The sequence below is a fragment of the Bacillota bacterium genome, from assembly GCA_013178305.1.
Classification (GTDB): domain Bacteria; phylum Bacillota; class Sulfobacillia; order JABLXB01; family JABLXB01; genus JABLXB01.
Window position 1 is genome coordinate 453,695 of sequence record JABLXB010000002.1, and the last position, 24,486, is coordinate 478,180.

Below are 24,486 nucleotides of genomic sequence, written 5' to 3' on the forward strand. Positions count from 1 at the left end.
TTAACACCGCGCTGGTATAGAATATGTAAACCACAGGGATTGTGTTCGAACCGCAGCCTGGTGGCAGCAGGGTAGGCAGCCGCGTGCTTGAGGACGCCGCGAGGATTCTGTTAGACTGGTGGACGACGGGTCCAGCGATTGGAGGTGCCATCCGGTATGGCGGAACCTGTATGGGTGAACCGGTGCCGCACATACGACCGCAAGGAGATATCCGCGGCCGTAGCGGCCTCGTTCGACGGGCTCGTGTCCGCACAGGCCGCTTCCGGCTTGAGAGGCTCGAGGGTGCTGGTGAAACCGAACCTGCTCGGGCCCTCACTCCCCGCTCGCGCGGTGACGACGCATCCAGAATTCGTCCGCTCCGTGCTCGAGGTACTGAAGCAGTTCACCCCGCACATCGTGGCCGGCGACTCCCCGGGTTGGGGGAGCTGCGCGCAGGCGGCGGAGGGCTCCGGTGTAGCGGACGTCTGCAGGGAATTGGGGGTCGCGCTGGGGTCGTTCAACGACCCGGTCGAGATACGTCACCCGGATGGCCGCGTCTGCAAGAAGTTCCTCGTGGCACGTGAGGTGGCCGAGGCTGACGTGGTCATCAACCTTCCCAAGCTCAAGACCCACCGCCTCACGGGGCTCTCGTGCGCCGTGAAGAACGTGTTCGGCTGTGTCCCGGGATTGCGCAAGGCGCAGTCCCACGTTCGCATGCAGGACACCGGGGTGTTCAGCGCGATGCTCGTCGACCTGTGCGAGGCGGTCCGGCCCGCGCTGACGCTGGTCGACGCGGTCGTCGCTATGGAAGGCAACGGCCCTAGGTGGGGAAAGCCACGCGAGGCAGGGGTGGTGATCGCGGCCGTGAGTCCTTACGCCGCGGATGTGGTCGCCAGTGAGATTGCGGGGATGGACCCCTCGGAGGTGACGACCATAGCCGCCGCGGCGGAGGCAGGGCTTGGCCCGGCCATAGCCGGCGAGATCGACCTGCGGGGATTGACACTGGACGAGGCCCGCGTGAGGGATTTCAAGAAACCCTCGCGCCGCGGGGATGACCGGATGGCGGACTCCGGACGGCGAAGGCCGCTTTCCGCGTGGCTCAAGCGTCACCTCACTGAGATCCCGGACATCGCCGCGGAAAGGTGCCGCAAGTGCTCGGTTTGCGTGGAGGTTTGCCCCGCCCGCGCGATTTCTGGCGCCGGTGACGGTTGCCCGCCGGTGATCGACCATTCACTGTGCGTACGCTGTTATTGCTGCGAGGAGATGTGCCCGCACGGCGCCGTTGACGTTCGCAGGCCGTTGTTGTCCAGGATCATGCAGCGATTCTAGCCGAGGGGCCTCCTGAGGTTCCGGGATGCCCTGGCTACCCGAGGTCACCGTAGTGCGACAGGATAAGCGCCGTCGCTATCATGCCCGCCGTCTCCGTACGAAGGGTGCGCGGTCCGAGCGACACGCAGATCCCCCCGCGGGCCCGCAGCGAGTCGACCTCGCGATCGGACAGCCCGCCCTCCGGCCCGACGACGACGCCTACCCGCCCACCCCCCGAGTCCCTCGAATCCATGTCGAGGGCTTCGAGCAGCCTCCGCTCGCCGCCCGCGTTCTCCCACAGTATGAACAGGGCCGAGCCGGGTCCGGGCGTTACGTCGCCGAGAGCTGAGACCCCGGCAACCTCGGGAATCACGCGACGGCCACACTGCTCCGCCGCCTCCCGCGCGATCCTCCGCCAGCGCTCCACCCTGTTCTCCACGCGGTCTCCAAGATGGACTACAGTTCGCTCGCTCACGACGGGGACTATCGAGTGCACTCCAACCTCGGTGCACTTCTGGATGATGAACTCCATCTTGTCACCCTTCGGGATTGACTGGTAGAGGGTCACTTTACAGGACGGCTCCGGCGCGAGGCCGGCTTCTCCCGTGATTCTGCCGGTGACGCTCGCCCCTTCGCCCGGATGACCTCGCCTGCCACGCGCGGCTTCAGGCAGGTTACACGATACAATCTCGGCAACCCATGCAGTGCCGCTCCCATCCAGCGCAACAAATGCGTCGCCCTCCGACATCCTCAGCACCCTGAGCATGTGGAGGGCATCAGGGCCGTGCACGGTTACGCGGTCATCCGAGAACTGGTCCGGATCGACGAAAACCCTGTGAAGGCCGATGGCGTCTCACATCCCGAAGGCGTCTTTCATCTTCCCGAAGAAACCCCTGTCCTTGCGGCTCTCGGCCTGCAGCCGCGCGAACTGCACCAGGAGTTCCCGCTCCTTGTCGCTGAGTCTCGTTGGGACCTGTACCGTGACGTGCACGTGCAGGTCGCCCCTTCCCGACCCGCGGAGGTTCGGCATCCCCTTTCCGCGCAGGCGGAACACGGTCCCGGGCTGAGTGCCCTCCGGTATCTTGAGTGATGACTTCCCGTCCAGTGTGGGCACCTCTATCTCGTCACCGAGCGCGGCCTGCGTAAATCCTATGGACGCGTCCACGTGCAGGTCCGAACCACGCCTCTCGAACACGTTGTGGGGTCTGACCGTGACATTGACGTACAGGTCGCCCCGCGGGCCACCGCGCTCTCCGGGTTCGCCCTCTCCGGCCAGCCGGAGCCGCAGGCCGGTGTCCACCCCGGGTGGGATCTTCACGGTGACGACGCGCTTGCGCCGCTCGCGGCCTCTTCCCCTGCATTCGGGGCACGGGGTCTCAATCACCTGTCCGGTCCCCCTGCAGTAGTCGCATGTGCGTGACGTCATGATCCGGCCGAGCAGCGTATCCTGCACCGTCTGCACGTGGCCTGTGCCTCCGCAGGTACGACACGTCACAGTCCTCGTCCCCGGCTTGGCCCCCGAGCCTCCGCACGTCTTGCACGGCTCCCAGCCTGTCACCTCGACGTCCTTCTCACCGCCGGCTGCAGCCTCCTCGAGGCTGATGGTCAGGTCAAACTGGAGATCGGCGCCCCGCGCGGGACCGCGCCTCTGCGCCTCGCCCCGGCCGCCGCCGAAGAACATGTCGAATATGTCGCCGATTCCGCCACCGAACCCCCCGCCGAACGGGCTCCCGAACGGACCGAAATCGTAATCGCCATACCCACCGGGCCCCTCCGCCCCCGGCCGCACGTGCCCGAACCTGTCGTAGTTGGCCCGCTTGCCGGGATCGCTCAGGATCTCGTACGCCTCATTGATCTCCTTGAATCGGTCCTGGGCGGACGGGTCGTTCGGGTTGGCGTCCGGGTGATATTTCTTGGCAAGCTGCCTGTAGGCTTTCTTTATGTCATCCTGCGAGGCATCGCGGGGGACCCCGAGAACCTCGTAATAATCCTTCTTAGCCAGTCTCTCCACCCGCCTTTGCCAGGACTTCTTCCCTGGTGAGTGTCACGTCCAGGTGACGCGGATTGGAACCGTCAATCAGAATGAACGGGACGCTTACGTTCACGACCTGCCACCGCTCCAGATCCCGGGCGGCGCGCGCGCACGAGGCCAGCGCTTTCGCCAGGGCGACCGGGTCGGATCTCAGGTCAACCCCGTGTCGTTGACGGAATTCCGCGACTATCATCTCCAATATGACACAGGCGAGGCCCGTTGGGGAGTCCCCTGACATCCGCAGTTCGCCCTCCAGAAATACACGGGCGGGGTCGCGCAGACCGCCGTCAGCCGCTATCAAAAGTCTGGATCCCCCGACTCCATTTGCTCGGCTACGGCCTCCTTCGCGGCGCCGCTTTCGTCCCGTTTCTTTATTATAGTATCTATCCTCAGGATCGCCTCGGCAATCTCGCCCGCGGCCTTGAGCGCGTGGGTTTTCACGAGCGTCGGGTCGACGACTCCGAGGTCGTACATGTCCGCAACCTCGCCAGTGTCGCAGTCGACAGCCAGTGAGTCCTTGCCGCGTTCCACCTGGGCGGCGACCACGTCACCCACCTTCTCCAGCGGGTTGAAACCGGCGTTGGCGACTATCTGCGACAGCGGTTTCTTGAGTGCCTCAGCCACGCACGCCACGCCGTACGCCGCCATCCCCTTCATGCTGGCGCGGAGCTGGTCGATCTCGCGCGCAACCGCGATCTCCATCGCCCCGCCCCCGGGCACGACCCCGCCCTTCACGGCCGCCTGGACAGCAGCCGCAGCGTCCTGTGCCATGCGCTCCCTCTCACCGACGACCTCCTCGGTAGCAGCCCCAACCACGATCGTCGCCATGGGCTTGCCCTTGCCACCGACGATGCGGATGTGCTCGAGCTTCTCATCCTCGTACACCCTGTCGGCGGCCCCGAGATACCTCTCGATCTCCGAGATCTCCTTCTTGAGGCCGGTACGCTTGACAGGCCTCGCGCCGGTGTGTTCCTCGGCCTGCCGGAGGTCTTTCGAGGCCACGCGCTGGACCACCATAACCCCGGCGTCGGTGAGCATCTCCTCTGCGACGTCGCTGATGCCGCGGTCGACGAGGACCACGTTCACGCCCATACCGATGACCTTGGAGACGTTCGCCTTGAACTCTTCCTGCAGTTCGAGGTAGCGGGCGAAACCCGCTTCGGTGCCGAGCGCCTCTTCCTCCATTTCCTCGGGTTCGAGCGCGTCGTCCACGACGAGCACCTTCGCGGGCGAGACCTGGCGCGGCATCTGCTTGTTCACCCTGTCCCGTTCCACGATAACGCCCATGAACACCTCGTTATCGGCGCCTTCAACCGAGACGATCGTATCCGACAGCTTGAAGGTAGGTTCCCTGAGCTTTTCGCCGCCTACCATGCGGGCGGCGCGCACGACCAGATTGGCGATGTCCCTGTTCTCGCGGCCGGCTATCAGCGCTACCCTCTCGAGGATCGGGTCCTTGACTCCCTTGACCTTCCTCGATTTGGCCTTCATGCACTCCACGGCGCGCGTCACGCCGGCCCTGACGCCTTCGATGATTCGTGTGACAGGTACTCCCTTGATGGCCTGGTTGACCCCTTCCGCGAGGAGGGCGCCCGCCATGATAGTCGCCGTCGTGGTCCCGTCGCCGACCGCCTCTTCCTGCGCCCTCGCAGTGTTTATGACCATCCTGGCAGCGGGGTGGTTGACGTCCATTTTGGTCAGGATGGTTATGCCGTCATTTGTTATGACGACCTCTCCAAATCGGTCGACCAGCATGCTGTCCAGGCCCTTGGGGCCTATGGTGCCTTCCACTGCGGAAGCGATCGCCCTGACCGCACTCGAGTTCGTGAGCAGAGCCGCCAACCGTTCGTCGATCTCGGAGCTCGAAGAAACCTGCTTCAGCGTCATAAGTGCCTCCCTTTGACATGCCGCGGCCCCCCGGTTAAGGAGAGCCGCCGCGCTTCCTTAAAGACGGTATTCACGGAAAACGCCGCCATCTCCGGCGGCGGGGTCAATCCAGGGCCTATCCCGCTCCTTTGCTCAAAGCCTCGCTGAGTTTGGACTGAACGTGCTTGACGATCGCGATTACGCGGGCGTACTCCATCCTGCGAGGCCCCAGCACCGCGATCTTACCCACGCTGCGCCCCCCGACCGCCAGCACAGTGCCCACAAGGCTGCAGTCCTCTATCTCCTTGACCCCTGTCTCACCGCCGATGGAAACCATAACCGAACCATCGTTGAGTTGCCCAGTGACGCGTGAGTTGACGAGCTCGCGGACCGTCTGGTCATGCTCCAGCATCCCCAGCACCGCGCGGGCCTTATCCACGTCGCGGAACTCCGGCTGCTCGAACAACCTCGACGTGCCCCCCACGTACACCCTCTCGTCGGGGTCATCGTCAACAAACGACCTCAGGACATCGAGGGCTTCGCGCATTACGGACTTGTAGGCCGAGAGCTCCCTGTTCATGACCTTAACCGCTTCGTCGGCGCACAGGTCTACCGGAACGCCGCGGAGCCGCTCGCTGAGGGCCTCGTACAACCCGTGGATCTCCTCATCGGCAAGGCCTGCCGGCCTGTCGATGACCGAGGTCTGGACGAACCCCGTGTCGGTCACCAGCACGAGGAGCGCCGACCCTTCCATCAGCGGCACGATGCTCAGCCGGTGGAGCCTGGCGTTGTCGAGCTGGGGGCCCAGGACGAATGCAAGATATCTGGTCGTGTCCGACAGGACCTTTACCGTCTGCTGGATGAGGGCCTGTATCTCCCTGGTCTTCTCCTCGAGCACCCGGTGGATGTTCTCGATGACCGCGGAGGACAGGTCCGCCTGCGGCATCAACCAGTCGACATAGTAGCGGTATCCGAGGTCGGACGGAACGCGACCTGAGGACGTGTGGGGTTGTTCCAGATAGCCCATTTCCTCGAGGTCGGCCATCTCATTGCGAATAGTGGCAGGACTGACCCCCAGGCTGTACTTGCGGGCGATAGTACGGGACCCCACAGGCTCCACCGTCGAGACGTAATCCTCGACGACTGCGCGAAGAACCCGCATCTTTCTATCGTCCAGCATCCCTGCACCTTCCCTTTTGGCGCCGGCGCCTATCGAATTCGTGGGGCCGGTACCATTAGCACTCGTGGACGGGGAGTGCTAAGGTTCTACTAATGAAATTACCATCAGCAGGGCTTGCGTGTCAAGGAAAGGCCGCAGCGTCGCGCGATCGCCGCGTTGTGCCTTAACTTTACTCATACGCTGCGGCTGAGTCCGTCAAGCAGAAGCGGATGGGCGCCCTGTCACCGTGTGGACCGCCGGTTGGGCACGGTGACATCACCCGGAGTGTAGCCGGCGCGGCGCATACTGCTGCTGGCCTGAGCTTCTTCTAGACGTTCTTGACCAGGTTTGCCATTTCGATGCCTGCGACAGCTGCGTCCCAGCCCTTGTTACCGGCTTTTGTACCGGCGCGCTCAATTGCCTGTTCTAGATTGTCCGCCGTGATGATCCCGTAAATCACGGGGACTCCGGTCGCCAGGCCTGCCGCAGCCACCCCCTTCGCCGACTCGGCCGCCACGTACTCGAAATGGGGTGTGGCGCCCCGTATCACCGCGCCTAGGCACAAGACGGCTGAGAACCTGCCGCTCTCGGCCAGTTTTTTGGCAACAAGCGGTATTTCGAAAGCCCCGGGGACCCAGGCGATCTCGATGTCCTCGTCCCGTGCGCCATGGCGTTTCAGGGCGTCCAGCGCGCCGTCGAGCAATTTTGTGCTGATGAACTCGTTAAACCTGCTGATCGCGATTCCGAAACGAAGGCCAGTCGCAAGCAGGTTTCCTTCAATCACTGTAGCCACGTGTGCATTCCTCCCTGGCGATCCCGCCGTAGTTTTCCGCTTATCCTCCGCCACGTCAACCATCCACATCAACCATGGGGGCAGCTACACCGGCCCGGCCGTCCTCCGAGGTAGTGACCCATTCTGGTCCTCTTGGTTTCGAGATACCGCGCGTTTACCTCGTTGGGCTGTATCTCTATCGGGACGCGCTCGACGATTTCCAGCCCGTACCCTGCCAGGCCGGTGAACTTGCGCGGGTTGTTGGTGAGGAGCCGGATCCTTCTCACGCCGAGGTCGGCGAGGATCTGGGCTCCCATGCCGTAGTCCCTCAGGTCCGCAGGGAATCCGAGCGCCTCGTTGGCCTCAACCGTGTCCTTGCCCTGGTCCTGCAGGGCGTAGGCCCGCAGCTTGTTGAGCAGCCCGATGCCCCGGCCTTCCTGCGGCATGTACAGGAACACCCCGCAGCCTTCTTCCTCGATCATGGCTAGCGCCCTGTGGAGCTGTTCCCCGCAGTCGCACCGGAGCGAACCGAACACATCACCCGTCAGGCATTCGGAATGTACCCTGACGAGCACGTCCCTGTCCGGATGGATGTCTCCCCTGACGAGGGCGACATACCCCTCGTCGCGGAGTTTTCCCCTGTAACCGACCACCCTGAATCTCCCGTACTGCGTCGGAAGCTCAGCTTCGGCGACTCTCTCCACCAGGCGCTCGGTCCTCAGCCTGTACCTGATCAGGCTCTCGATGGTGATGATCTTCAAACCGTGCTTCTGCGCAAATTCGACCAGGTCGGGCAGCCGGGCCATGGTGCCGTCTTCCCTCATGATTTCGCATATCACACCCGCAGGGTACAGCCCGGCGAGCCGCGAAAGGTCGACTGCCGCCTCCGTATGGCCGGGCCTCCTCAGCACTCCTCCTTCCTTCGCCCTCAGCGGGAAGATGTGGCCGGGCCTCACTATATCCTCGGGCCTGGTTTTCGGGTCTATCGCAACGCGAATGGTGTGCGCCCTCTCGAACGCGGATATCCCCGTGGTTATTCCGTGGCGGGCATCTATTGATACGGTGAACGCTGTACCCATGTGGTCGCTGCCATAGTTCAGCATCGGCGGGATCTGCAGCTCGTCCAGCCGCTCCCCCGTCATGGGGAGGCAAACGAGCCCCCTTCCGAACCGGACCATGAAGTTCACCGCTTCGGGGGTGACCTTCTCGGCTGCCATGACGACGTCCCCTTCGTTCTCCCTCTCCTCGTCGTCCACCACGACCAGCATCCCCCCGTCCTGCAGGTCCTTGATGCCCTCTTCTATCGTTGCGAATGGGCTGTCGAGCTGCCCGTCAGTTGGCCGGTTCATTGCCGTCACCTCCCGGAGGAGAAGCCGTGCTCGCTGAGGAACTCCACGTCAATGCCGCGGGTGCCGCCATCATCACCATCTCCAGCCGGGTTACCTTTTATGGGGGCGCTGTACTGCTGGAGGAGCATTGCGACGTACTTCGCTATCATGTCGGCCTCTAGATTCACCCTGTCACCGGGGATCTTCGAGCCGAGCGTCGTTGCCTTCGCGGTGTGAGAGATGAGGGAGACGACGAAACCGCCCGCCGTCCTGGACACAACCGTCAGGCTAACCCCATCCACTGCGACGGATCCCTTTGGAACAACGTATCCCTTGAGTTCGGCAGGGGACGCGATCTCCAGGACGATGGCGTTACCCTCGTGCGTCTTGCGCTTTATCACCCCGACCGCGTCGATGTGGCCACTTACCAGGTGACCGCCCAGGCGCCCCCCCAGGGATAGAGGGCGTTCGAGGTTCACCCGGTTGCCGGGCATCGCCTCTGCCAGCGATGTCTTTCTCAGCGTTTCGGGCATGATGTCGGCTCTGAAGTAATCCGGCCCGATACCGGTCACCGTCAGGCAGACCCCGTTCACGGCGATACTGTCTCCGATCCGCGTCCCGCCCAGCACAGTGCGGCAACTCACCACCAGAGCGAGCGAGTCCCCACGTCTCTCAACCGACTTGACTGTTCCCAGTTCTTCAACGAGACCCGTGAACATGCGCCACCTCCAGGTATCCTTCAATTAGAATGTCATCCCCAACCCTCTGGACATCGACTCCGGACACGGGCAAGGCGTCCGCCATCCGGAGTATTCCCGGCCCCCCGACCGGTCCGGGGGCAGTCCGGCCTCCGGCGATCTTCGGGGCCATGAAAAACGCCACCTTATCCACGATCCTGGATGCCAGGGCGCTGGCGGCCACCTCGGCGCCCCCCTCTATAAGGAGGCTGGGCAACTCCCTGCGCCCCAGCTCCTCGAGCAGGCGTCGCCAGACGATCCTCCCCCTGCTTTCGGGCAGGATCCAGACCTCCGCGCCGCAGGCCCTGAGGTCTCGGACCCTGCTCTCAGGCGCGCGTTCTCCGGCAACGATGATCGCAGGCGCCCGCGAGTCATTGCGCACTATCCTGGCGGTGGGAGGGGTCCGCGCATGGGCGTCCAGGACCACTCGGGCGGGATCCCGCCCATCCACCAGCCTCACCGTGAGCCGCGGGTCGTCCTCCAGTACCGTCCCTACGCCGACCAGAACCGCATCGTACTCCCTCCGCAACTGGTGGACGCGCCGCCTCGCTTCTTCGCCCGTTATCCAGCGTGAGTCCCCCGTGCGCGTGGCGATCTTGCCGTCCATGGTCATGGCCATTTTCAGGAGGACGAATGGTAGTCCCGTGGTGATGTGCTTGACGAACACCTCGTTGAGCCTGGCGGCCTGCCCCGCCAGCACTCCCACCGTCACCTCGATCCCCGCCCGGCGAAGGCTATCCAGGCCGTTCCCCGCTACTTTAGGGTTGGGGTCGACCATGGCAGCGACCACTCGCTTGATACCTGCGGCGATTACGCTGTCCACGCAGGGGGGCGTTCTTCCATGGTGGCAGCAGGGCTCGAGCGTGACGTAGAGCGTAGCCCCCTTCGCCATCTCGCCCGCAGCCCTCAGGGCGTGAATCTCGGCGTGGGGCGTTCCCGCCCGCTCGTGGTAGCCGCTTCCCACGACCACTCCGTCGCGTACGACCAGGGCGCCCACCATGGGGTTTGGGCTGGTATCCCCCCGCGCCTTTGCGGCCAGGTCGAGTGCCTGCCGCATGTAATACTCGTCAAGGTGCTGCCCCTTCATGCGCCGCCCCTGGGGTCTCCCACGGGGTTTCGCCTCCTTGTCTGCAGTGTGCCCCGAAGCCGGTGCCGACGTTAACACCGGCCGGCGTTACCCCGCCGGGCGCACGACAAACTAAAGCCCCGGGGGTCTTCCCCGGGGCTCGCCTGACGCAAAGGCAACCGGAACGCTCACTGCGCCCTTCTCCCATCCGGACTTTACCGTCGGCCCTGGAATCGCACCAGGTCGGCCACTGACACGTGGTTCGCGGGCTAGCCTCTCGGCATTACCGCCGGTCGGGAATCGATCGTCCCGCCTCGCGCGAGACGGAACTCTCTCACCCTGCCCCGAAGGATATTCATCGTATGACAACCGGTTGCTTAATTCTAAAACGACTCCAGCACCCTTTGCAAGGGGTGTATCCGCAAAGTCCGCGTCAAGAGTGGTTGCCAGGTTCCATCACGCTGTCACCCAGTACTTGCACGAGGTCTTCAGACCGAGAACTGGTTCGACCCACCGGCCGCCCCATAATCAGGGTGGCCGATCAAGATGTGCCGGAACGGTTTACGGCCGGGCTCGCATGCCGGTCCAGGAAATCCCTCATTCTGCCCATCGCGTCGCGGAGGTTCTCCAATGAGTTGGCGTACGACATCCTGAGATAACCTTCGCCGCAGCGCCCGAACGACGTGCCTGCGAGGGCTGCCACGCCCGCCTCGTTCAGGAGCAGGTCAGCAAACTCTTTGCTTGGAATTCCGGTGTCTTTGACGCTCGGGAACACATAGAACGCGCCCCTGGGCATGACGCACGATATGCCTGGGAGCTCGTTGAGCTCGGCAACTATGAAGTCCCTTCTCCTCCTGAACTCCCCGACCATTTGCATCACGCTGTCCTGGGGTCCGCGCAAGGCCGCGGCGCCCGCCACCTGGATGAACGACGCCGTGCACGAGTTGGAGTTGACCATCAGCCTGGTGATCTGCTGAACCAGGTCCTGCCGCGCGGCGGCGTATCCGAGCCGCCACCCGGTCATTGCGTAGGTCTTGGAGAAACCGTCGAGCAGGATGATCTTCTCCTTCATGCCCGGCAGCGACGCGAGGCTGCTGAACGCGCCGTCGTAAAGGATCCGGCAGTACACCTCATCGCAGAGGACCATGAGGTCGCGGCCGTCCACAGTCTCCGCTATACCCTTGAGGTCCTCCTGAGTCAGCATGCTACCCGTGGGGTTGTGCGGGTAGTTGAGGATAATCAGCTTGGTCTTGTCGCTGACCTTGGTCTTGAGCTCGCTGACGTCGAGGCGGAACTCGTTCTCCTCGCGCAGTGTGAGCGGGACCGGCCTTCCGCCGGCGTAGTTAATCATCGACTCGTAGATCGGGAATCCGGGATCGGGGTAAATCACCTCGTCGCCCGGGTCCACGAGCGCGAGGATGCTGAAGAACAGGATCGGCTTCGCCCCCGGGGTGACCACGATGTCGTCGGGGCCGAACGTCACGCCCCTCGAGTTGCTGAGGTACTCGGCGCACGCCTCGCGCAGTACTGGAAGTCCCTGAGCAGGGCCGTAATGTGTGAAACCGTCGTGAAGCGCCTTGACGGCGGCTTCCTTGATGAAAGTGGGCGTGTCGAAGTCCGGTTCGCCGATTTCGAGATGGACGATGTGTTTGCCTTTCTGTTCGAGGGCCTTTGCTTTGGCTAGTACTTCGAATGCGGTTTCCGTTCCGAGCCGCGACTGGCGTTTTGAGAGCAACGTCCTCAACCTCCCCTTAACAGCCGGACAGTCTGTTTAGTCCTGTTTTATCTAGTAATCATTATGGAGGTTGGAAATGTCAAGGGGGAGTTTTCGCATTCTCACGGGACCGGGCGCAGAAACGACACGCCCGGTGATCCTGGCAGGCGTGGCGGCAGCCATCGAGATGGCATCCCGCGGGGGCACGCCCACGAGCTCCGCCATACTACGGACAGCGAGGTTCACCGGCCAATCCTGGTTCACGGTGATGAAACTCGCGCATGGCGTTGAACGCGTGAGTAACGTGACTGAACCCCGCAGTCACAGCCGCCGCGACATCCGCGAACGTCGCATCCGCATGGCCGGCCGCGCCCACGATCCCCTGGCTGGCGAGCGCCGCGGCAAGTTCGGCTGAACCGAGGTTGACCGGCGTCTATCATCAGATCCGCGCGCTCCTTCACGAGAGCGCGGCTCGATCCGACTCGCCCAGGCAGGGGTCACCTGGACTGGCAGCGCACTCCGACCACGCGTTTCTGTCTGCAATTACCGTCAGTACGGGGTGTATCTGCAGGATGGAAGCAGGACAGTCCGGAGTCACAGGGCCGCATAGGGCTTGCCTCAGAATGCGGGCCTTTACCCTGCCGCACGCAAGAAGGAGGATCATCCGCGCCCTCATGATCGTCTTGATCCCCATGGTAATCCCACGGTCGGGGGCCGCATCGAGAGTGGTGAACCCCGAGAGTCTCTCCCTGGTCGTCTCCGACAGCCGGACGACGTGGGTCACCGAACCGAGCTCGGTGCCGGGTTCATTGAAACCAATGTGACCGTTTAGGCCTATCCCCAGCACCAGGAGGTCAATGCCGCCGGCCTTCTCGATGGCCTCCTCGTATGAGCGACACGCCTCCACAAGGTTGCCGGCGGAACCGTCGGGGACATGAATGTTCCCGGCGGGGATGTTCACGTGATCGAACAGGTGCCTGCGCATGAATTGCGAAAAACTTCGCGGGTCGCCCGGTGGAAGACCGCACAGCTCATCCACGTTGAAGGTGGTGACGTTCGAGAAATCCAGCCCCTCGCCGGCGTGTAGCCTGGCCACCTCCCGGTACATCCCGGAAGGAGTCCTCCCGGTCGGAAGCCCGAGAACAACGCCCGGGCACCCCCTGATACGCTCTTCGATGATGCGCGCTGCCGCCCGATCCATCTCTGCGACTGACTCTGTGATCATTACCCTCATCATGGTCCTCTCCAGTCGAGGCAAACAGACCTCGTCTCTACGATACCGGTACCAGGACGAGCGCTATGGGGTCTTCCAGGGGCAACCCCTCGATCTCGGTCCTGGCAAGCGCCTGCATGTGGCCCACCGAAGCCAGCCCGGAAAGATTGGCTATTCGCGCTCCGTAGATCAGGTACACTTCGGGCATTTGCTGCCCCCCGTCCCCGAACGCGGTGTGGGAATCCACGACGTTCTCGATCGCCTGAAGAGTGGACCCGACCGTGGTCCCGACCACGATCCCGTTGCTCTTCTGGAGCCTGATAACCCCAGTGTAATCCACAATCCGTATCGGGCGTAATGTCCTCCTGCTCAACCCCATCCAACGCTTCTCCTGGACGCTCCCCTGGAACACTGCGAGCCCGCTGGTCGAAGCAGCAACCGCGATCGCCGGCGGGTCGAGCCTCATCGATTCCGCAGCAATGCCGAGCATCTGGTCGACGCAAAGCCTCGGTCTGGCAAGCTCCTGACTCCTCATCTCGCTCGCCCCGCAGGCGACCGCCCGCACCAGGTTCCTGGATGCATCGACCTCGACTTCCACCTCGACAGTGCCCGGAGCCGCCCCCAAACGCAGCACCGATTCTTCCGCTTCGCGACGGATCCTGATTATATCCTCCTCGGTCGGGTTCACGATGGTCCTCTCCACCATATCACGGACGAGCGCAAGGCCAACGCCGATGGCCGATATCACCTCCGCCTGCCTCGCTCTCCTGTACTGCAGCCCCATCCTGGAGGCGAGGTACGGAACTACCGCGGAACAGCCACCTCCTCCCCCGACCAGGGTGACGAGCCGCCTGTCCAGCCCGTATTCTTCTATCAAGGAATTGACGGTCGGCTCTACCTTGCCTGCCGCGACGTCCATAACGTTCCTCACGACATCTTCGACCGGCCGTTCGACGTAACGAGCCAGCGCCTCGAACGCTATGCGCGCCGCCTCACCGTTGCCGGCAGCGTAGTCGCCGCGCTCGACTACTCCCGCCAGGTTTGCCGCACAGGTGAGCGTGAGGGCGAAGGTTTCCCCGGCAGCCGTTCTCACTGCAACGTAGTCGGCCGGATCCCCGGGTCGCGGCTGTATCATGACGGGCTCGGCGCCGCGCAGATCACGGGGGTCGGCGAAGACGGAATACGGCAGCCCGGCTATGTGCGCGCTCCTGGGTCCGACCGATTCCACCGACCTGCCCTTCACCCTGATCATGGAGCCGCCCGCTATGCCGAGCGTACGGGTATCGAGCGACCGGAGATAGGTCTTGTGCCCGCCGACCTCGGCGTGCCTGACGATCACCCGGCCGTTCTTTACAGCAGAGATGTCCGTGCTGGTCCCGCCCACCTCGAGGAATATGCCGTCCGTCACCCTCTCGAACATGAGGGCCCCCGCGACACCCGCGGCAGGACCGGACAACAGGGTGAGAATTGGCCGCTTCCTGACCTCCGCGACGTTCATGACCCCGCCGTCGCCCCGCATGATCATGAGCGGAGCCCCGATCCCGGCGTCAGCCACAGCGCCAGCTGTCATGAGCGCCGATTCCATCATTTTCGGAAGTATGCTCGCGTTGATGACCGCCGTCCGCGTCCGCACCTTCAGGCCGTACAGCTTGGAAATCTCATGCGTTCCCGTGGCGGCCACGCCCTTCAACGTAGCCCTTTCCATGGCGAACCTCTCGTTGCCGGGGTCATCCACCGAGAACGGCTCAGCCGCAACGATGACCGCCTTCCCGCCAAGCTGTTCGAGAGCCCTGTCGATCATCTCCGCGGTGGCAGGCATGAGGGCGGCGGAGCCGGGCTTGACTTCAACGTACACGTGAGCTATATCCAGGAGTCTCCCACCGAGATCCAGGTTCTCCACCCTGGTGTCGGCCCTCGCCTTGTACCCTTCGACGCCGTAGCCCATCGCCAGTATCCCTACACTCGCCACGTCGCCCTCGAGGAGGGCGTTCGTGGCCTGGGTGGTGCTGTGTGCAATAAACGCCACGCTCGCCGGGTCGATCCGCGCCTCGCCCAGGAGCTTCTGTAACGCCTCCACGATCCCGCGGGCTACGCCCTCCTTTGCCTGGTGCGTGGTCGGCACGACGGCGTGCGCGACCAGTTCGTAAGTGTCGTTGTCTATCGCAACGGCGTGAGTGAACGTGCCGCCCACGTCGATACCGATCCTGACCATGGCGATCCCGACCGGGTCCGATGTCAACCCCCCGACACCCCCACCGACACCCCCGGGCAGACGGGCCGCCTCTCCCTTATCGATTTCTCGACGGCCGCCGCAGCGGCAACCACCGCCAGCCCATCCATCGCGGAGACCACCGGCGCCGTGCCCCCGGCGACCGCATCGATGAACCCCGTGAATGCGTCGGCGAATAGCCCGGTCACCCTACCGTACATGTCCGCCCCGAAGAATGTGGGGCATTCGTACCTGTCTGTGGTGACGTCGAGCATCTGCCTCTCCGTATCCACCCGGATGACCCCTCCAGCGCAGACGACCTCGAACAATCTCGCCGCCACGGATGGGGCCTTCTCCGGGTACACCCAGGACGCGTCGAAATACGCGCTCTCGCCGCCGGAGTACCTGATCATCGCCCGGACGAAGTCCGGAGTATCGATCCCCTGCGACCGCAGGAAGCCCGACCCCTCAACAGCGTAGACCTCGGATACTTCGGATCCAAGCAGCCAGCGCACCGCATCCAGCAGGTGGGTCATCTGGAACCAGATGGGGGACGTCCGCGACGCCCACGTAAGCCTCCTCGTCGGGGCAACCAGCCGGTCGTGCGCCCAGGCAGTCACGCCGAGCACCCTGCCCATGCCGCCCGACGCCAGCCTCTGCTTTGCCGCGTGCAGCGGTGGGAACCACCGGAGCACGTGATTCACCTGGCAGACGACGCCGGCCCGCGATATGGCCTCCACCATGAGTTCAGCGTCGGCCACCGACATGGCGAGGGGCTTCTCAACCAGTATGTGCAGCCCTCTCCCGGCGGCACAGACCACGGGGTCCCTGTGGAGGTCATCCGGCAGCGCGATGTAAACGGCGTCGAGAGCCTCTCTGTCGATCATCTCCCGGTAATCGAAGTAGCGCGTTACCCCGCCGTTACCTGAGCCCCTTGATCCCTCCAGGTTCGCGCCCCCGAACGAATTGAGCCTGGACTCGTCGGCGTCGCAGGCGGCGATGAGCGAGACCCTGTCATCCTGCCTAGCGAGTCTCGAATACGCCAGCCCCATGTAACCCAGTCCCACGATACCCAGCCTAATCAATGATGCATCCCCCCAGCTGCCGTATTCGTTCCCTCAAATGAGCTACGTCCACTTCCCTGACTCTGCCGTGGGGGGCCAGCGAAGCAGCGACTCCCGCTGCCTGCCCCATGCCCAGGCACGTGGCGGTTACGCGCACCGACGCGGTCGCTTCATGCGTAGCTGAAATGCATCTACCTACCACCAGGAGGTTCTCGGTGTTCTTCGCTGTCAGGCACCTGTAGGGTATCGAATACAGGAAGCCTTCCGGCTCCTCGCGGTAGACGAGCCCGCTCCCTGACGGGTCGTGAATATCGATCGGGTAGGCGCCCATGCACACGCCATCCTCAAATCGCCTGCCGGCCAGGATGTCGCCGGCGGTCAATACATGATCCCCGAGAATGCGGCGCGATTCCCTGACCCCGATGGTGCTGGCGATGTCCAGGAGGTACGAATCCTCAAACCCGGGCACCCGCCGCCGCAAGAACTCCGTCAGCTGCCTCACCTGCTCCCTTGCGACGAGCTCCGCCCTGCTGAGCTCGAACGGATCGAGCGGATTCGTCTTCACCACCCTGGTGGTGTTCACGAGGATCTCACCATGCCTCGGTGTGCTGAAGAAGAGGAGCCTGTCCCGCGGGATGCTGACTTCTCCACGGTCGAGACCGCCGCGCCACACGCCGAAGAAACCGGAACACGACAGGAACCCGGTCTTTTCGAGTATCTCGAGGTCGGTCGTGTGGTGGAACTCTTCCGGGTGGGCCTTCATGTACTCCTTGACCCTCGGAGCATCGACGTTGCTCATGCGGAATATCAACGTGAGTGCCTGGCAAAGACCGTCCTGGGACCGCCCCATCTCCCACGGGGCGCCTGCCATTGCCGCCAGTTCGCCGTTGCCCGTCGCGTCGACGAAGACCTCTCCCCGAATATCGAACACTCCTCCGGGATGCGCGACCCTGACCGCCTCTATCCGGCCGCCCGAGGTCTCCACGCCGCAGAATCTTGCGTGGAAAAGCACCTCCGCCCCCGATTCCTTAACCATGTCGTCAAGTACGAACTTGAGGGCGGTTGGCTCAACCGGGGTAAAGGAGTAGATGACGCCGAGGGCGTCCCTGATGTGCCCGGGCGAACCCCCGGCGGCCACCAGCCTGTCGACGATCTCCTGGGGTATCCCATCCACCACCTGGCGGCCGTCCCTGGCGTGGAACGTCATCCACGGTCCGACCAACCCGGCGGTGGAACATCCCCCCAGGTATCCATGTTGCTCGATCAACAGGACGTCCGGGCCTTCCCCTCGCCTGCCCGCCCCCCGCATCCTTGCGCACGCCAGCGCGGCTGCAACCCCCGCCGGACCACCGCCGACCACGACGGTTCGAGCCTTCGCCAGAGGGAACATCAGGGCACCGGCACCTCCTCCAGGCTCACACTGCTGCCTCGTTTCAGCGACATCTCTATGGCCGTCAGAATCCTCACGTTCTCAAGCCCGTCCGTTTCGTCGCACGCCGGCTGCGAGGTCCCTTCAAGCACGTCCACGAACGAATCGAACATGGTGGGATAGATCCCCCGCAACCTGCCGCATATCTCCGACTGGATGCAGCGGAAGTTCTGAAGTGAGGATGCCATCTTCGCCCCCATCTGGTAACCCGTATCCACAGTCAGGATCCCGCCGGTGCCGAGCACTTCCATTCGCGCGTCGGCGAGGGCCGGCTGCGAGTTCGGTGCTATCCAGCACGCTTGCAGGGAAGCAGTCGCCCCGGACCTGAACACAAGTTCGGCCCTGGCGTAGTCGTACGTGTCGATCCCCAAGGAAAGCAGCTTCCTCCTGGCGCCGACGGCGGTTACCGCCCCAACCTCGCTTTGCGCGATCCATCTGGCGGCGTCGGCCTCGTGGCTCATCAGAAACCACGCGGGAGAGCTCGAAGACGCCCAAGGGAGCATCCTGAGAGGCACGTCGATACGGTCGTTGATCCGGGCGCTGATGCTGAGCACCTCGCCGATTTCCCCGGATTGAACCGCCTCCCTGGCGGCCACATACGGCGGGGTCCACCGGAAGATGTAGGCCATCTGGCACTTGACGCTCGCCGATCGAATGGCCCGTACCATCTGGATCGCGTCCTCCATCCTCGTGGCCAGCGGCTTTTCCAGCAGGATGTGAACCCCCGCTTCGGTCGCCGATAGCACCACGTCCCTGTGAAGATGGTCGGGGAGGCAGACAACGACGCCGTCTAACCGCTCACGGGCAAACATCTCGCTGAAGTCCGGGTACGCCCTGCAGCTCCAGGATGTCGAAACCGGGTCGCGCTTGCTATCGTCAACGTCACAGACCGCCGCAAGGCGCACCCGCGGATTCTCCGCCGCGACCCTTGTGTACATCGTCCCCATGTTGCCGAGGCCGACGACTCCAATCCTCTTCATGCTCTTCCCAGCCTTCTACCTCATATACATCAGGCCCGCGAGCACGGCGGACGCGGCGCTCAGGAGCCAGATGAACGGTATGACCTTCGCGGTGATCCTGTTGACGTCCACCCCGGTGAAACCCGCGGTCCACACGTTATGGGTGTTCGTCGGGTCACCGATGATCTGCACACGTTCGGTGCACAGGAACCCCGCCGTGACAGCCATCGGCGACAGGATCTTGAGGCTCACCATGAGGCTGGCGACTCCGCTCCCAAGACCGTATAGGTTCATCGGTCCCCTGTACAGAGCCAGCGGAGACAGGAGGGCGAAGAATACTACGTACCCGAGGAACGAGGTGGGAACGATGGAATTCAGTATCGGAGCGAGGGCCTTCCCCACGACAGGATGGGAGACGGCCTTCAGCAGGATGCCTATGCCGATCATCAACAGGACGGCCGGCGCCGCATCGGCCACGCCCTTGTAGGCGGCTTTTCCGATGAGGGTGGAAGAATTCGTGCCTCTCCTGTAGGTGGTGACGACCGCGTAGCCGATGCCGGCGATGAACGCGGACACGATCTGCCACTTGAAGAATACTACCAGTATTATGGGAACAATGGGTGTGATGAGCGAATACCAGGGCGCATACTTGTAAGCCTCTTCCTGAGCCATTGACGACGCTACGGATGCCCAGGCGATCCGCGGGGATTTTCTCGCCTGGAAGTATATGAATACGAAAGCGGTCAGAACGGTCAGCCCGGCCACAGCAAGCGCGAACACCTTGACGTCGTCGAGGGTGACCCCGGTAACGGTCTTCCAGTACGCCCAGTTGGCCAGGTTGATTCCCATACCCGTGCCCACCCCGAAGAGGTACACCGTCGCCACGGTCAATGGGGGCAGGCCTACCGACAGCATAATGGGAAGCGCGATGTTCCCCACCATGATCACGGCGCCCAGCCCCGCCAGGGTAGTGAATAGCAGCGCCACGGCCACATACATGGCGATGAGCACCCCGACGGGGTTATCGCCGCCGAATTCGGCCGCCTTCTTGATGATCTTCTCCGATATGCCGGTCAGCAGCATGATCTGGCCGAGGATAGCCCCGAATATGCAGGCCACATACGCGCCGGAGAGCCTCGCCACTCCCTCTTCGACAATCACTTTCTGGATCTCGGGGGACGGAAGCTGCGCGACCAGGCCGACCACGATGCCCATCGCCGGGATAGCGATCAGCGCGGGTAACTTGTTGGATATCATGAGCGCTGCGAACACGAAGAAGACCAGGAGTATCAGGTACCCTACCATAGGAAGACACCTCCGGGTTCTTAGAGTGATGAAATCGCCTTCGAAAACGCCAGGGTGGCCTTCTCCAGTTCCTTGAAGGTCGATCCCGTCGAAAGAACGCCTATCATGATGGACTTCGATCCTGCCTGGGCAAGAAGGTGAACTTCTTCAGGATGTAGCCTCTTCTGGGAGGGGATGATGATCGGTTTCTTCAGCAAAGACGTGAGCATCGAGTACCGGTTGATGTCCGAGAGGGTGAGGCCCTGCCCGTACTGTTCCTTGGGGATGATGGCTCCCTCGAAAGCCTCTATCGGGGTGTTGTTGAGCCCCCGTATGAATTCCCAGTCGCAGCTCGAATCTATCGCAGCTATCCTGGTTATGCCCTGGACATTCATCAGCCAGGCCGGGTAGTAGTGGACGAACATATCCAGGAAGTCGAAACCCATGGTCTTGATCTCTTCGATTTCCCGCGACGAGACTCCGTTCTCCGCTCCAGGAACTATACCAACCGGAATGGACACGGACTTCAGGATCCGTTCCAGGGCCGGTCTCTCCTGGGATAGCGAACCGAATGTCACTCCGGAGGCCCTGTGCGTGACGTTAATGTGTACCTTTACAGCGTCCGCGCCCCCCGCTTCCGCAGCCTTCGCCATATCCTCGGAATTCTCCGGTATGGCGACGATCAACGCCATCTTCTTCTCTGCCGTAGTCTGAAGGAACTTGCCCGCCAATTCCGGCACCTCCTGAGATCATCTTTACAAACCGCCCGTGAACGTTTCTTCGAAGACCATTGCCCACGCCCCCATCAATCCCGAGTCCGCACCCAGCCTTGACTGGATTATCGGAACTGCTCGAAGGCTCATACTCAGGGCTCGCCTGGAGATCTCTTGCCTGAGCGGTTCCAGCAGGAGATCCCCGACCTGTGACACCCCCCCTCCTATGATCATGAGTTCCGGGTTGAGCAGGTTGACGATCCCCGACAGCGCTATCCCGAGCGTCGTCCCCGCCTTCCGGAAGGCCTCAACCGCAATCTCGTCCCCCTGCGTTGCAAGCTCCGCCACCCTCTCTGCAGTCCACTCGCCTCCACCGCCGGCGCCGGCGGGTCCACCGTGGCCACCCCTGGCGTTGTAAGTGGCCCTGGCCATCTGCGCGATCGCAGGGCCAGACGCAACCGCCTCAAGGCATCCCCTGTTTCCGCACGAACATTCGGGGCCCTCGGGGTCAACCGTGATGTGGCCAATTTCACCCGCAGCTCCCGAAACCCCGCGATAGACCTTGCCGTCGATGATGATCCCCGCCCCTATCCCTGTGCCGATCGAAACATAGACCAGGTTCTTGCAGGGGATATCGACGCCGCGCATCTTCTCTCCGATCGCGGCGACGTTTGTGTCGTTGTCCACGTATACCGGGACATCGAACCTGTCCGCCACCAGATCCTTTAATCTGATATTGTGCCAGTGCAGGTTGGAGGCAAAAGCGACCACGCCGCGCTCGTGGTCGACAAGGCCTGGAGTGGCGATCCCGATGCCCAGGACCTTCCGGGGCTCTCCGACGGAATCCCACGCGGTCTGCAGCCCCTGCATGAGGCTGCCCAATACGCTGTCCTGGGTAGCGGCGTCCACAAGCGAGTAAAAACGCCTGATGGGGCGACCATCCAGCCCTACTACTGCGGTGAGCAGTTTCGTACCGCCCAGATCCGCCACTATCACGTATCGTCCATGGGGGTTGATCTCGAACAGAACGGGCTTTCGTCCCCCGCTGGAATCGCCGATACCCGTCTCCCCTATGAGTCCCTCTCTCAGCAACTCATCTATGGTAGCTGAAATCGTGGTGGAGCTCAGGCCGGTGTGCCGCGCCATGTCCGCCCGCGAGATCGGCGAGCGCTTTGTCAACAGGTTCATGACGGCCCAACGGTTTATGGTCTTGATCAGCTGGTAGTTGCCGGTTCGTATAGTGCCAGGCACCTTGACATCGACCTCGAATCTTTTTACGGATACTTTCTTAAGTAGTCGTAAAAAGTACCCACAAAAATTGAACGTATATATTACTTATGCGGGCGAGCTCAAAATCCTTCACGACGGGGGCGTAATGGGCAAGGTTTTTTCGGTTTGCCAGGCTGCAACCACTTTCCTGACGAGGGCAAGGGGTTCATGGCGGTATGCCCAGAGCCAGTCAAGGAGGCACGGGAGGAACGATAACCCCGCCAGATCCTTCACGAACCTGTGAGCAGCGATCTCGCTTGTCCTGCGAACACGGATACGCGCCGGTAACCTGAAAGACTCTCCTGCGTCAAGACGGGCAAGGCGATCGAACGTCCAGCCCAGCCTGGACGACTCCAGGAAATGAAACCCCTCGTGCATCACGTGCCAGCCCGCAACGGTTTCGGGCTGGACGTTCAGGCCGGCCCGGTTCAATAATTCCGTCAATGCCTCGATGTGATCGCCGTGCAAGATGACGGCCCTGAGGCCGAGGTCGAGTTCAGCGCCGGCGGGGAATGCGTACGCCCCCTGCACCGTGACGCCTTCATGTATTTCAACGATTCTCATGCCGAGCCCTTCGGCCCATGCGCGCGCATCTCCGCTAAAGGTGTCCTTCTCGGAAAAAGCAGCGGCCGAGCCGATTTCCAGAGCCATTTGCACACAGAAACGATGCGCTTCCGGCGGGAGCCTTTCGTAAACGGGATCCCTGCTGAGGTCCACGAACCCCCATACCACGTCCGGCACACTGTACAGCACGGCAATGGTCTCTTCCCGCAAGCATTTCACCCCCGCAGTTGGTTAGAGCAGGACTTCCCGGGCACGGAAAGCACGCTTTACATTCACCGTACTACAGGGATGGGGTGGCGTAAAGCAGACTTTCCACCACGGTGCGCACCCGGTTTCCCCCTGATGATGATTAATGTTCGGGCTAATCTCGACCCAGGAGTATACTTCGGCCGTCGACAAAGAAGAGGACAGGCTTTGTTCGAAGGCGAATCATGTCTGAGACGCAGTGTGCAGCGGCGCCGTTACGACGCTGCCCAACCACGGAGAACGGGTGAAGGCCGCGTGAACCAGCCCGACGACAGCCCGCAAATTGAATCCCCGCAAACCGAATCCCGGGAGACCGACCGGAAGATAGACTTCCTCTCCGGCAAGCAGCCCGAAGCCCTTGTGCGAGCGGCCAGGGATATGGCCGACCTGGCCAGCTTCGCTCATTCCGTAAGCGACAACGGGCAAAACCCCGGCAAGCTGATTGACGCAGTGAAGATGCTCATCCTCATCCAGGAGGAGGAATACGCCACGGGTGCCGGAGTCGGCGGGCACCTGGGGCTCCTCAACCGGTTCGTCGAACGATGGGGATACCAGCCGAAAGCGGACCCCGTTGGATTCCTGAACACCGGTTACCGGCTCAGCCTGATCATGCGCGATGTCACCGTGAAGCTCACGACGAAGGGCAGCCGCCTCCTGGGCTCCATCCACAGAATCCTTCAGGACTGGTACGGCTTCCACATGATGAGCAATATGGAGCAGCTGCTTTACCAGAGCCAGCGGGAAATGGAGCTCATGGACGCCTACGAGGCGCATGGATACGAGACGAGGTCCCTGGCGCGGGCCCTGAGTTTTCTGGAAAAGGGCTACCGCGACCTCTCCGAAAGGTTGTATGACTATATCATCGAGGGGATGGCCATCGAGCAAATCGCGTCCCTGCTCGACAGGTATAACCTCCTGGAAGAGGCTATCGCCAGCAAGCGAATGGAGGGATACGAGCCAGGGCTGCCGATCGTGGAGCGCGTCGAGAAGGCCAAGGCGGGCGCACTCCAGGTGGCGTTCGATGCCATGACGGGGGTGCTGGCGCACTCCACCGGGCGGGCAATGTCCGAGATGAACCTGATAAGCAAGCACCGGTTCTACTCGTGGTTGCACGACGTCTTCGATTCCGACCGCCTGCTGGAGCTGGCATCCGAGGCAGGCGACCTGATACTGCCCGTTTACCTGCCCGCCCACCCGGGTACGGTGCAGCTCGAAGAATTCGTGGGCGATTTCGTCGGGCGGCAGCTCGTCGATCTCGAAGGCCCGCCCCCCGAGAAGGAACAGACGTGTTCGGAGGAAGGAGACCTGACCGATATAGAGGACGAATTCGAGGAGGATTTCGCCCCCTACATCGACCTCGTCCTGACCACTGTTGCTTCGCACGAACTCGTGCCGGAACCCGGCCTTATAGCCGAACGCGCTACCTGGGGTGAAGCCCTCATGACCGCGGCAGCCGCGGGAGAAGTGGTGACAAAGTACCTCGCCCGCGGGGTATACTCCCCTGATACGTTCGAAGAGCCGCGGTTCGAGATGAGGGGCCAGTTGATCCTTTCGACGAAACAGAGCAGGGAGTAG

General features: G+C 62.7%; 22 protein-coding genes and 1 riboswitch. Of the genes, 3 read left to right on the plus strand and 19 right to left on the minus strand.

All coding sequences use genetic code 11. The annotated features are described in order from the left end of the window. Positions 1-156: 156 nt before the first annotated feature. Positions 157-1,308 (plus strand): DUF362 domain-containing protein, encoded by a 1,152-nt coding sequence (locus tag HPY55_07560; GenBank protein NPV70482.1) that lies wholly within the window; start codon positions 157-159, stop codon positions 1,306-1,308. Between the two features lie 34 nt (positions 1,309-1,342). Here HPY55_07560 and HPY55_07565 read toward each other — a convergent pair whose 3' ends face one another. The 10 genes from HPY55_07565 to HPY55_07610 all read right to left on the minus strand — a co-directional run bounded on the left by HPY55_07565 (position 1,343) and on the right by HPY55_07610 (position 11,991). Further along, the gene (locus tag HPY55_07565) at positions 1,343-2,077 is read right to left on the minus strand and encodes a 16S rRNA (uracil(1498)-N(3))-methyltransferase (GenBank protein NPV70483.1); all 735 of its coding nucleotides are present in this window, start codon (positions 2,075-2,077) and stop codon (positions 1,343-1,345) included. A 63-nt stretch (positions 2,078-2,140) separates the two neighbouring features. Next, entirely contained in the window at positions 2,141-3,289 is a 1,149-nt protein-coding gene (gene dnaJ, locus HPY55_07570; protein ID NPV70484.1) for a molecular chaperone DnaJ, read from the minus strand. Continuing rightward, positions 3,282-3,620, minus strand: coding sequence for an Hsp70 family protein (locus HPY55_07575; GenBank protein NPV70485.1), 339 nt, complete (start codon positions 3,618-3,620; stop codon positions 3,282-3,284). The genes dnaJ and HPY55_07575 overlap by 8 nt, the downstream gene beginning before the upstream one ends. After that, positions 3,617-5,206: a chaperonin gene (locus HPY55_07580; protein NPV70486.1), complete on the minus strand. Its 1,590-nt coding sequence runs from the start codon at positions 5,204-5,206 to the stop codon at positions 3,617-3,619. The genes HPY55_07575 and HPY55_07580 overlap by 4 nt, the downstream gene beginning before the upstream one ends. 115 nt (positions 5,207-5,321) lie before the next feature. Next, positions 5,322-6,365: a heat-inducible transcription repressor HrcA gene (hrcA, locus tag HPY55_07585; GenBank protein NPV70487.1), complete on the minus strand. Its 1,044-nt coding sequence runs from the start codon at positions 6,363-6,365 to the stop codon at positions 5,322-5,324. 307 nt (positions 6,366-6,672) lie between these two features. Next, positions 6,673-7,200 carry a 6,7-dimethyl-8-ribityllumazine synthase gene (locus HPY55_07590; protein NPV70488.1) on the minus strand — a complete coding sequence of 176 codons (528 nt, stop codon included), beginning with the start codon at positions 7,198-7,200 and terminating at the stop codon, positions 6,673-6,675. 5 nt (positions 7,201-7,205) lie between these two features. Further along, positions 7,206-8,465, minus strand: a complete 1,260-nt coding sequence (locus tag HPY55_07595; GenBank protein NPV70489.1) for a bifunctional 3,4-dihydroxy-2-butanone-4-phosphate synthase/GTP cyclohydrolase II — start codon at positions 8,463-8,465, stop codon at positions 7,206-7,208. A gap of 5 nt (positions 8,466-8,470) precedes the next feature. After that, complete coding sequence (locus HPY55_07600; protein NPV70490.1) at positions 8,471-9,163, minus strand: riboflavin synthase; 693 nt, start codon at positions 9,161-9,163, stop codon at positions 8,471-8,473. Then, the gene (ribD, locus tag HPY55_07605) at positions 9,144-10,268 is read right to left on the minus strand and encodes a bifunctional diaminohydroxyphosphoribosylaminopyrimidine deaminase/5-amino-6-(5-phosphoribosylamino)uracil reductase RibD (GenBank protein NPV70491.1); all 1,125 of its coding nucleotides are present in this window, start codon (positions 10,266-10,268) and stop codon (positions 9,144-9,146) included. The genes HPY55_07600 and ribD overlap by 20 nt, the downstream gene beginning before the upstream one ends. Before the next feature lie 171 nt (positions 10,269-10,439). After that, positions 10,440-10,603, minus strand: a riboswitch (FMN riboswitch). Between the two features lie 185 nt (positions 10,604-10,788). Continuing rightward, positions 10,789-11,991 (minus strand): pyridoxal phosphate-dependent aminotransferase, encoded by a 1,203-nt coding sequence (locus HPY55_07610; protein NPV70492.1) that lies wholly within the window; start codon positions 11,989-11,991, stop codon positions 10,789-10,791. Positions 11,992-12,058: 67 nt separating this feature from the next. On the opposite strand from HPY55_07610, the gene HPY55_07615 reads away from it, so the two are divergent. Continuing rightward, the gene (locus HPY55_07615; GenBank protein NPV70493.1) at positions 12,059-12,376 is read left to right on the plus strand and encodes a hypothetical protein; all 318 of its coding nucleotides are present in this window, start codon (positions 12,059-12,061) and stop codon (positions 12,374-12,376) included. A gap of 42 nt (positions 12,377-12,418) precedes the next feature. Here the strand turns inward: HPY55_07615 and nagB are convergent, their stop codons facing one another. The 9 genes from nagB to HPY55_07660 form a co-directional block, all read right to left on the minus strand. Continuing rightward, positions 12,419-13,195: a glucosamine-6-phosphate deaminase gene (nagB, locus tag HPY55_07620; protein NPV70494.1), complete on the minus strand. Its 777-nt coding sequence runs from the start codon at positions 13,193-13,195 to the stop codon at positions 12,419-12,421. Between the two features lie 37 nt (positions 13,196-13,232). Further along, the gene (locus HPY55_07625) at positions 13,233-15,386 is read right to left on the minus strand and encodes a hydantoinase/oxoprolinase family protein (protein ID NPV70495.1); all 2,154 of its coding nucleotides are present in this window, start codon (positions 15,384-15,386) and stop codon (positions 13,233-13,235) included. Positions 15,387-15,409: 23 nt separating this feature from the next. After that, the gene (locus HPY55_07630; GenBank protein NPV70496.1) at positions 15,410-16,468 is read right to left on the minus strand and encodes a Gfo/Idh/MocA family oxidoreductase; all 1,059 of its coding nucleotides are present in this window, start codon (positions 16,466-16,468) and stop codon (positions 15,410-15,412) included. Further along, entirely contained in the window at positions 16,461-17,837 is a 1,377-nt protein-coding gene (locus HPY55_07635; protein ID NPV70497.1) for an FAD-dependent oxidoreductase, read from the minus strand. Before HPY55_07635 ends, HPY55_07630 begins: the two co-directional genes overlap by 8 nt. Beyond that, complete coding sequence (locus HPY55_07640) at positions 17,837-18,856, minus strand: Gfo/Idh/MocA family oxidoreductase (GenBank protein NPV70498.1); 1,020 nt, start codon at positions 18,854-18,856, stop codon at positions 17,837-17,839. The genes HPY55_07635 and HPY55_07640 overlap by 1 nt, the downstream gene beginning before the upstream one ends. Before the next feature lie 15 nt (positions 18,857-18,871). After that, the gene (locus HPY55_07645) at positions 18,872-20,140 is read right to left on the minus strand and encodes a C4-dicarboxylate ABC transporter (GenBank protein ID NPV70499.1); all 1,269 of its coding nucleotides are present in this window, start codon (positions 20,138-20,140) and stop codon (positions 18,872-18,874) included. Positions 20,141-20,160: 20 nt separating this feature from the next. Continuing rightward, complete coding sequence (locus tag HPY55_07650) at positions 20,161-20,850, minus strand: hypothetical protein (protein ID NPV70500.1); 690 nt, start codon at positions 20,848-20,850, stop codon at positions 20,161-20,163. A 24-nt stretch (positions 20,851-20,874) separates the two neighbouring features. Next, positions 20,875-22,083, minus strand: coding sequence for an ROK family transcriptional regulator (locus HPY55_07655; protein ID NPV70501.1), 1,209 nt, complete (start codon positions 22,081-22,083; stop codon positions 20,875-20,877). 108 nt (positions 22,084-22,191) lie between these two features. Next, complete coding sequence (locus HPY55_07660) at positions 22,192-22,875, minus strand: hypothetical protein (protein NPV70502.1); 684 nt, start codon at positions 22,873-22,875, stop codon at positions 22,192-22,194. Between the two features lie 291 nt (positions 22,876-23,166). On the opposite strand from HPY55_07660, the gene HPY55_07665 reads away from it, so the two are divergent. Then, positions 23,167-24,486: a hypothetical protein gene (locus tag HPY55_07665; GenBank protein NPV70503.1), complete on the plus strand. Its 1,320-nt coding sequence runs from the start codon at positions 23,167-23,169 to the stop codon at positions 24,484-24,486.

Coding starts and splice junctions, on each gene's coding strand:
- HPY55_07560 (NPV70482.1), top strand. CDS start 157: ATGGCGGAACCTGTATGGGTGAACCGGTGCCGCACATACGACCGCAAG.
- HPY55_07580 (NPV70486.1), bottom strand. CDS start 5,206: ATGACGCTGAAGCAGGTTTCTTCGAGCTCCGAGATCGACGAACGGTTG.
- hrcA (NPV70487.1), bottom strand. CDS start 6,365: ATGCTGGACGATAGAAAGATGCGGGTTCTTCGCGCAGTCGTCGAGGAT.
- HPY55_07590 (NPV70488.1), bottom strand. CDS start 7,200: ATGGTTGACGTGGCGGAGGATAAGCGGAAAACTACGGCGGGATCGCCA.
- HPY55_07595 (NPV70489.1), bottom strand. CDS start 8,465: ATGAACCGGCCAACTGACGGGCAGCTCGACAGCCCATTCGCAACGATA.
- HPY55_07600 (NPV70490.1), bottom strand. CDS start 9,163: ATGTTCACGGGTCTCGTTGAAGAACTGGGAACAGTCAAGTCGGTTGAG.
- ribD (NPV70491.1), bottom strand. CDS start 10,268: ATGAAGGGGCAGCACCTTGACGAGTATTACATGCGGCAGGCACTCGAC.
- HPY55_07615 (NPV70493.1), top strand. CDS start 12,059: ATGTCAAGGGGGAGTTTTCGCATTCTCACGGGACCGGGCGCAGAAACG.
- nagB (NPV70494.1), bottom strand. CDS start 13,195: ATGAGGGTAATGATCACAGAGTCAGTCGCAGAGATGGATCGGGCGGCA.
- HPY55_07625 (NPV70495.1), bottom strand. CDS start 15,386: ATGGTCAGGATCGGTATCGACGTGGGCGGCACGTTCACTCACGCCGTT.
- HPY55_07635 (NPV70497.1), bottom strand. CDS start 17,837: ATGTTCCCTCTGGCGAAGGCTCGAACCGTCGTGGTCGGCGGTGGTCCG.
- HPY55_07640 (NPV70498.1), bottom strand. CDS start 18,856: ATGAAGAGGATTGGAGTCGTCGGCCTCGGCAACATGGGGACGATGTAC.
- HPY55_07645 (NPV70499.1), bottom strand. CDS start 20,140: ATGGTAGGGTACCTGATACTCCTGGTCTTCTTCGTGTTCGCAGCGCTC.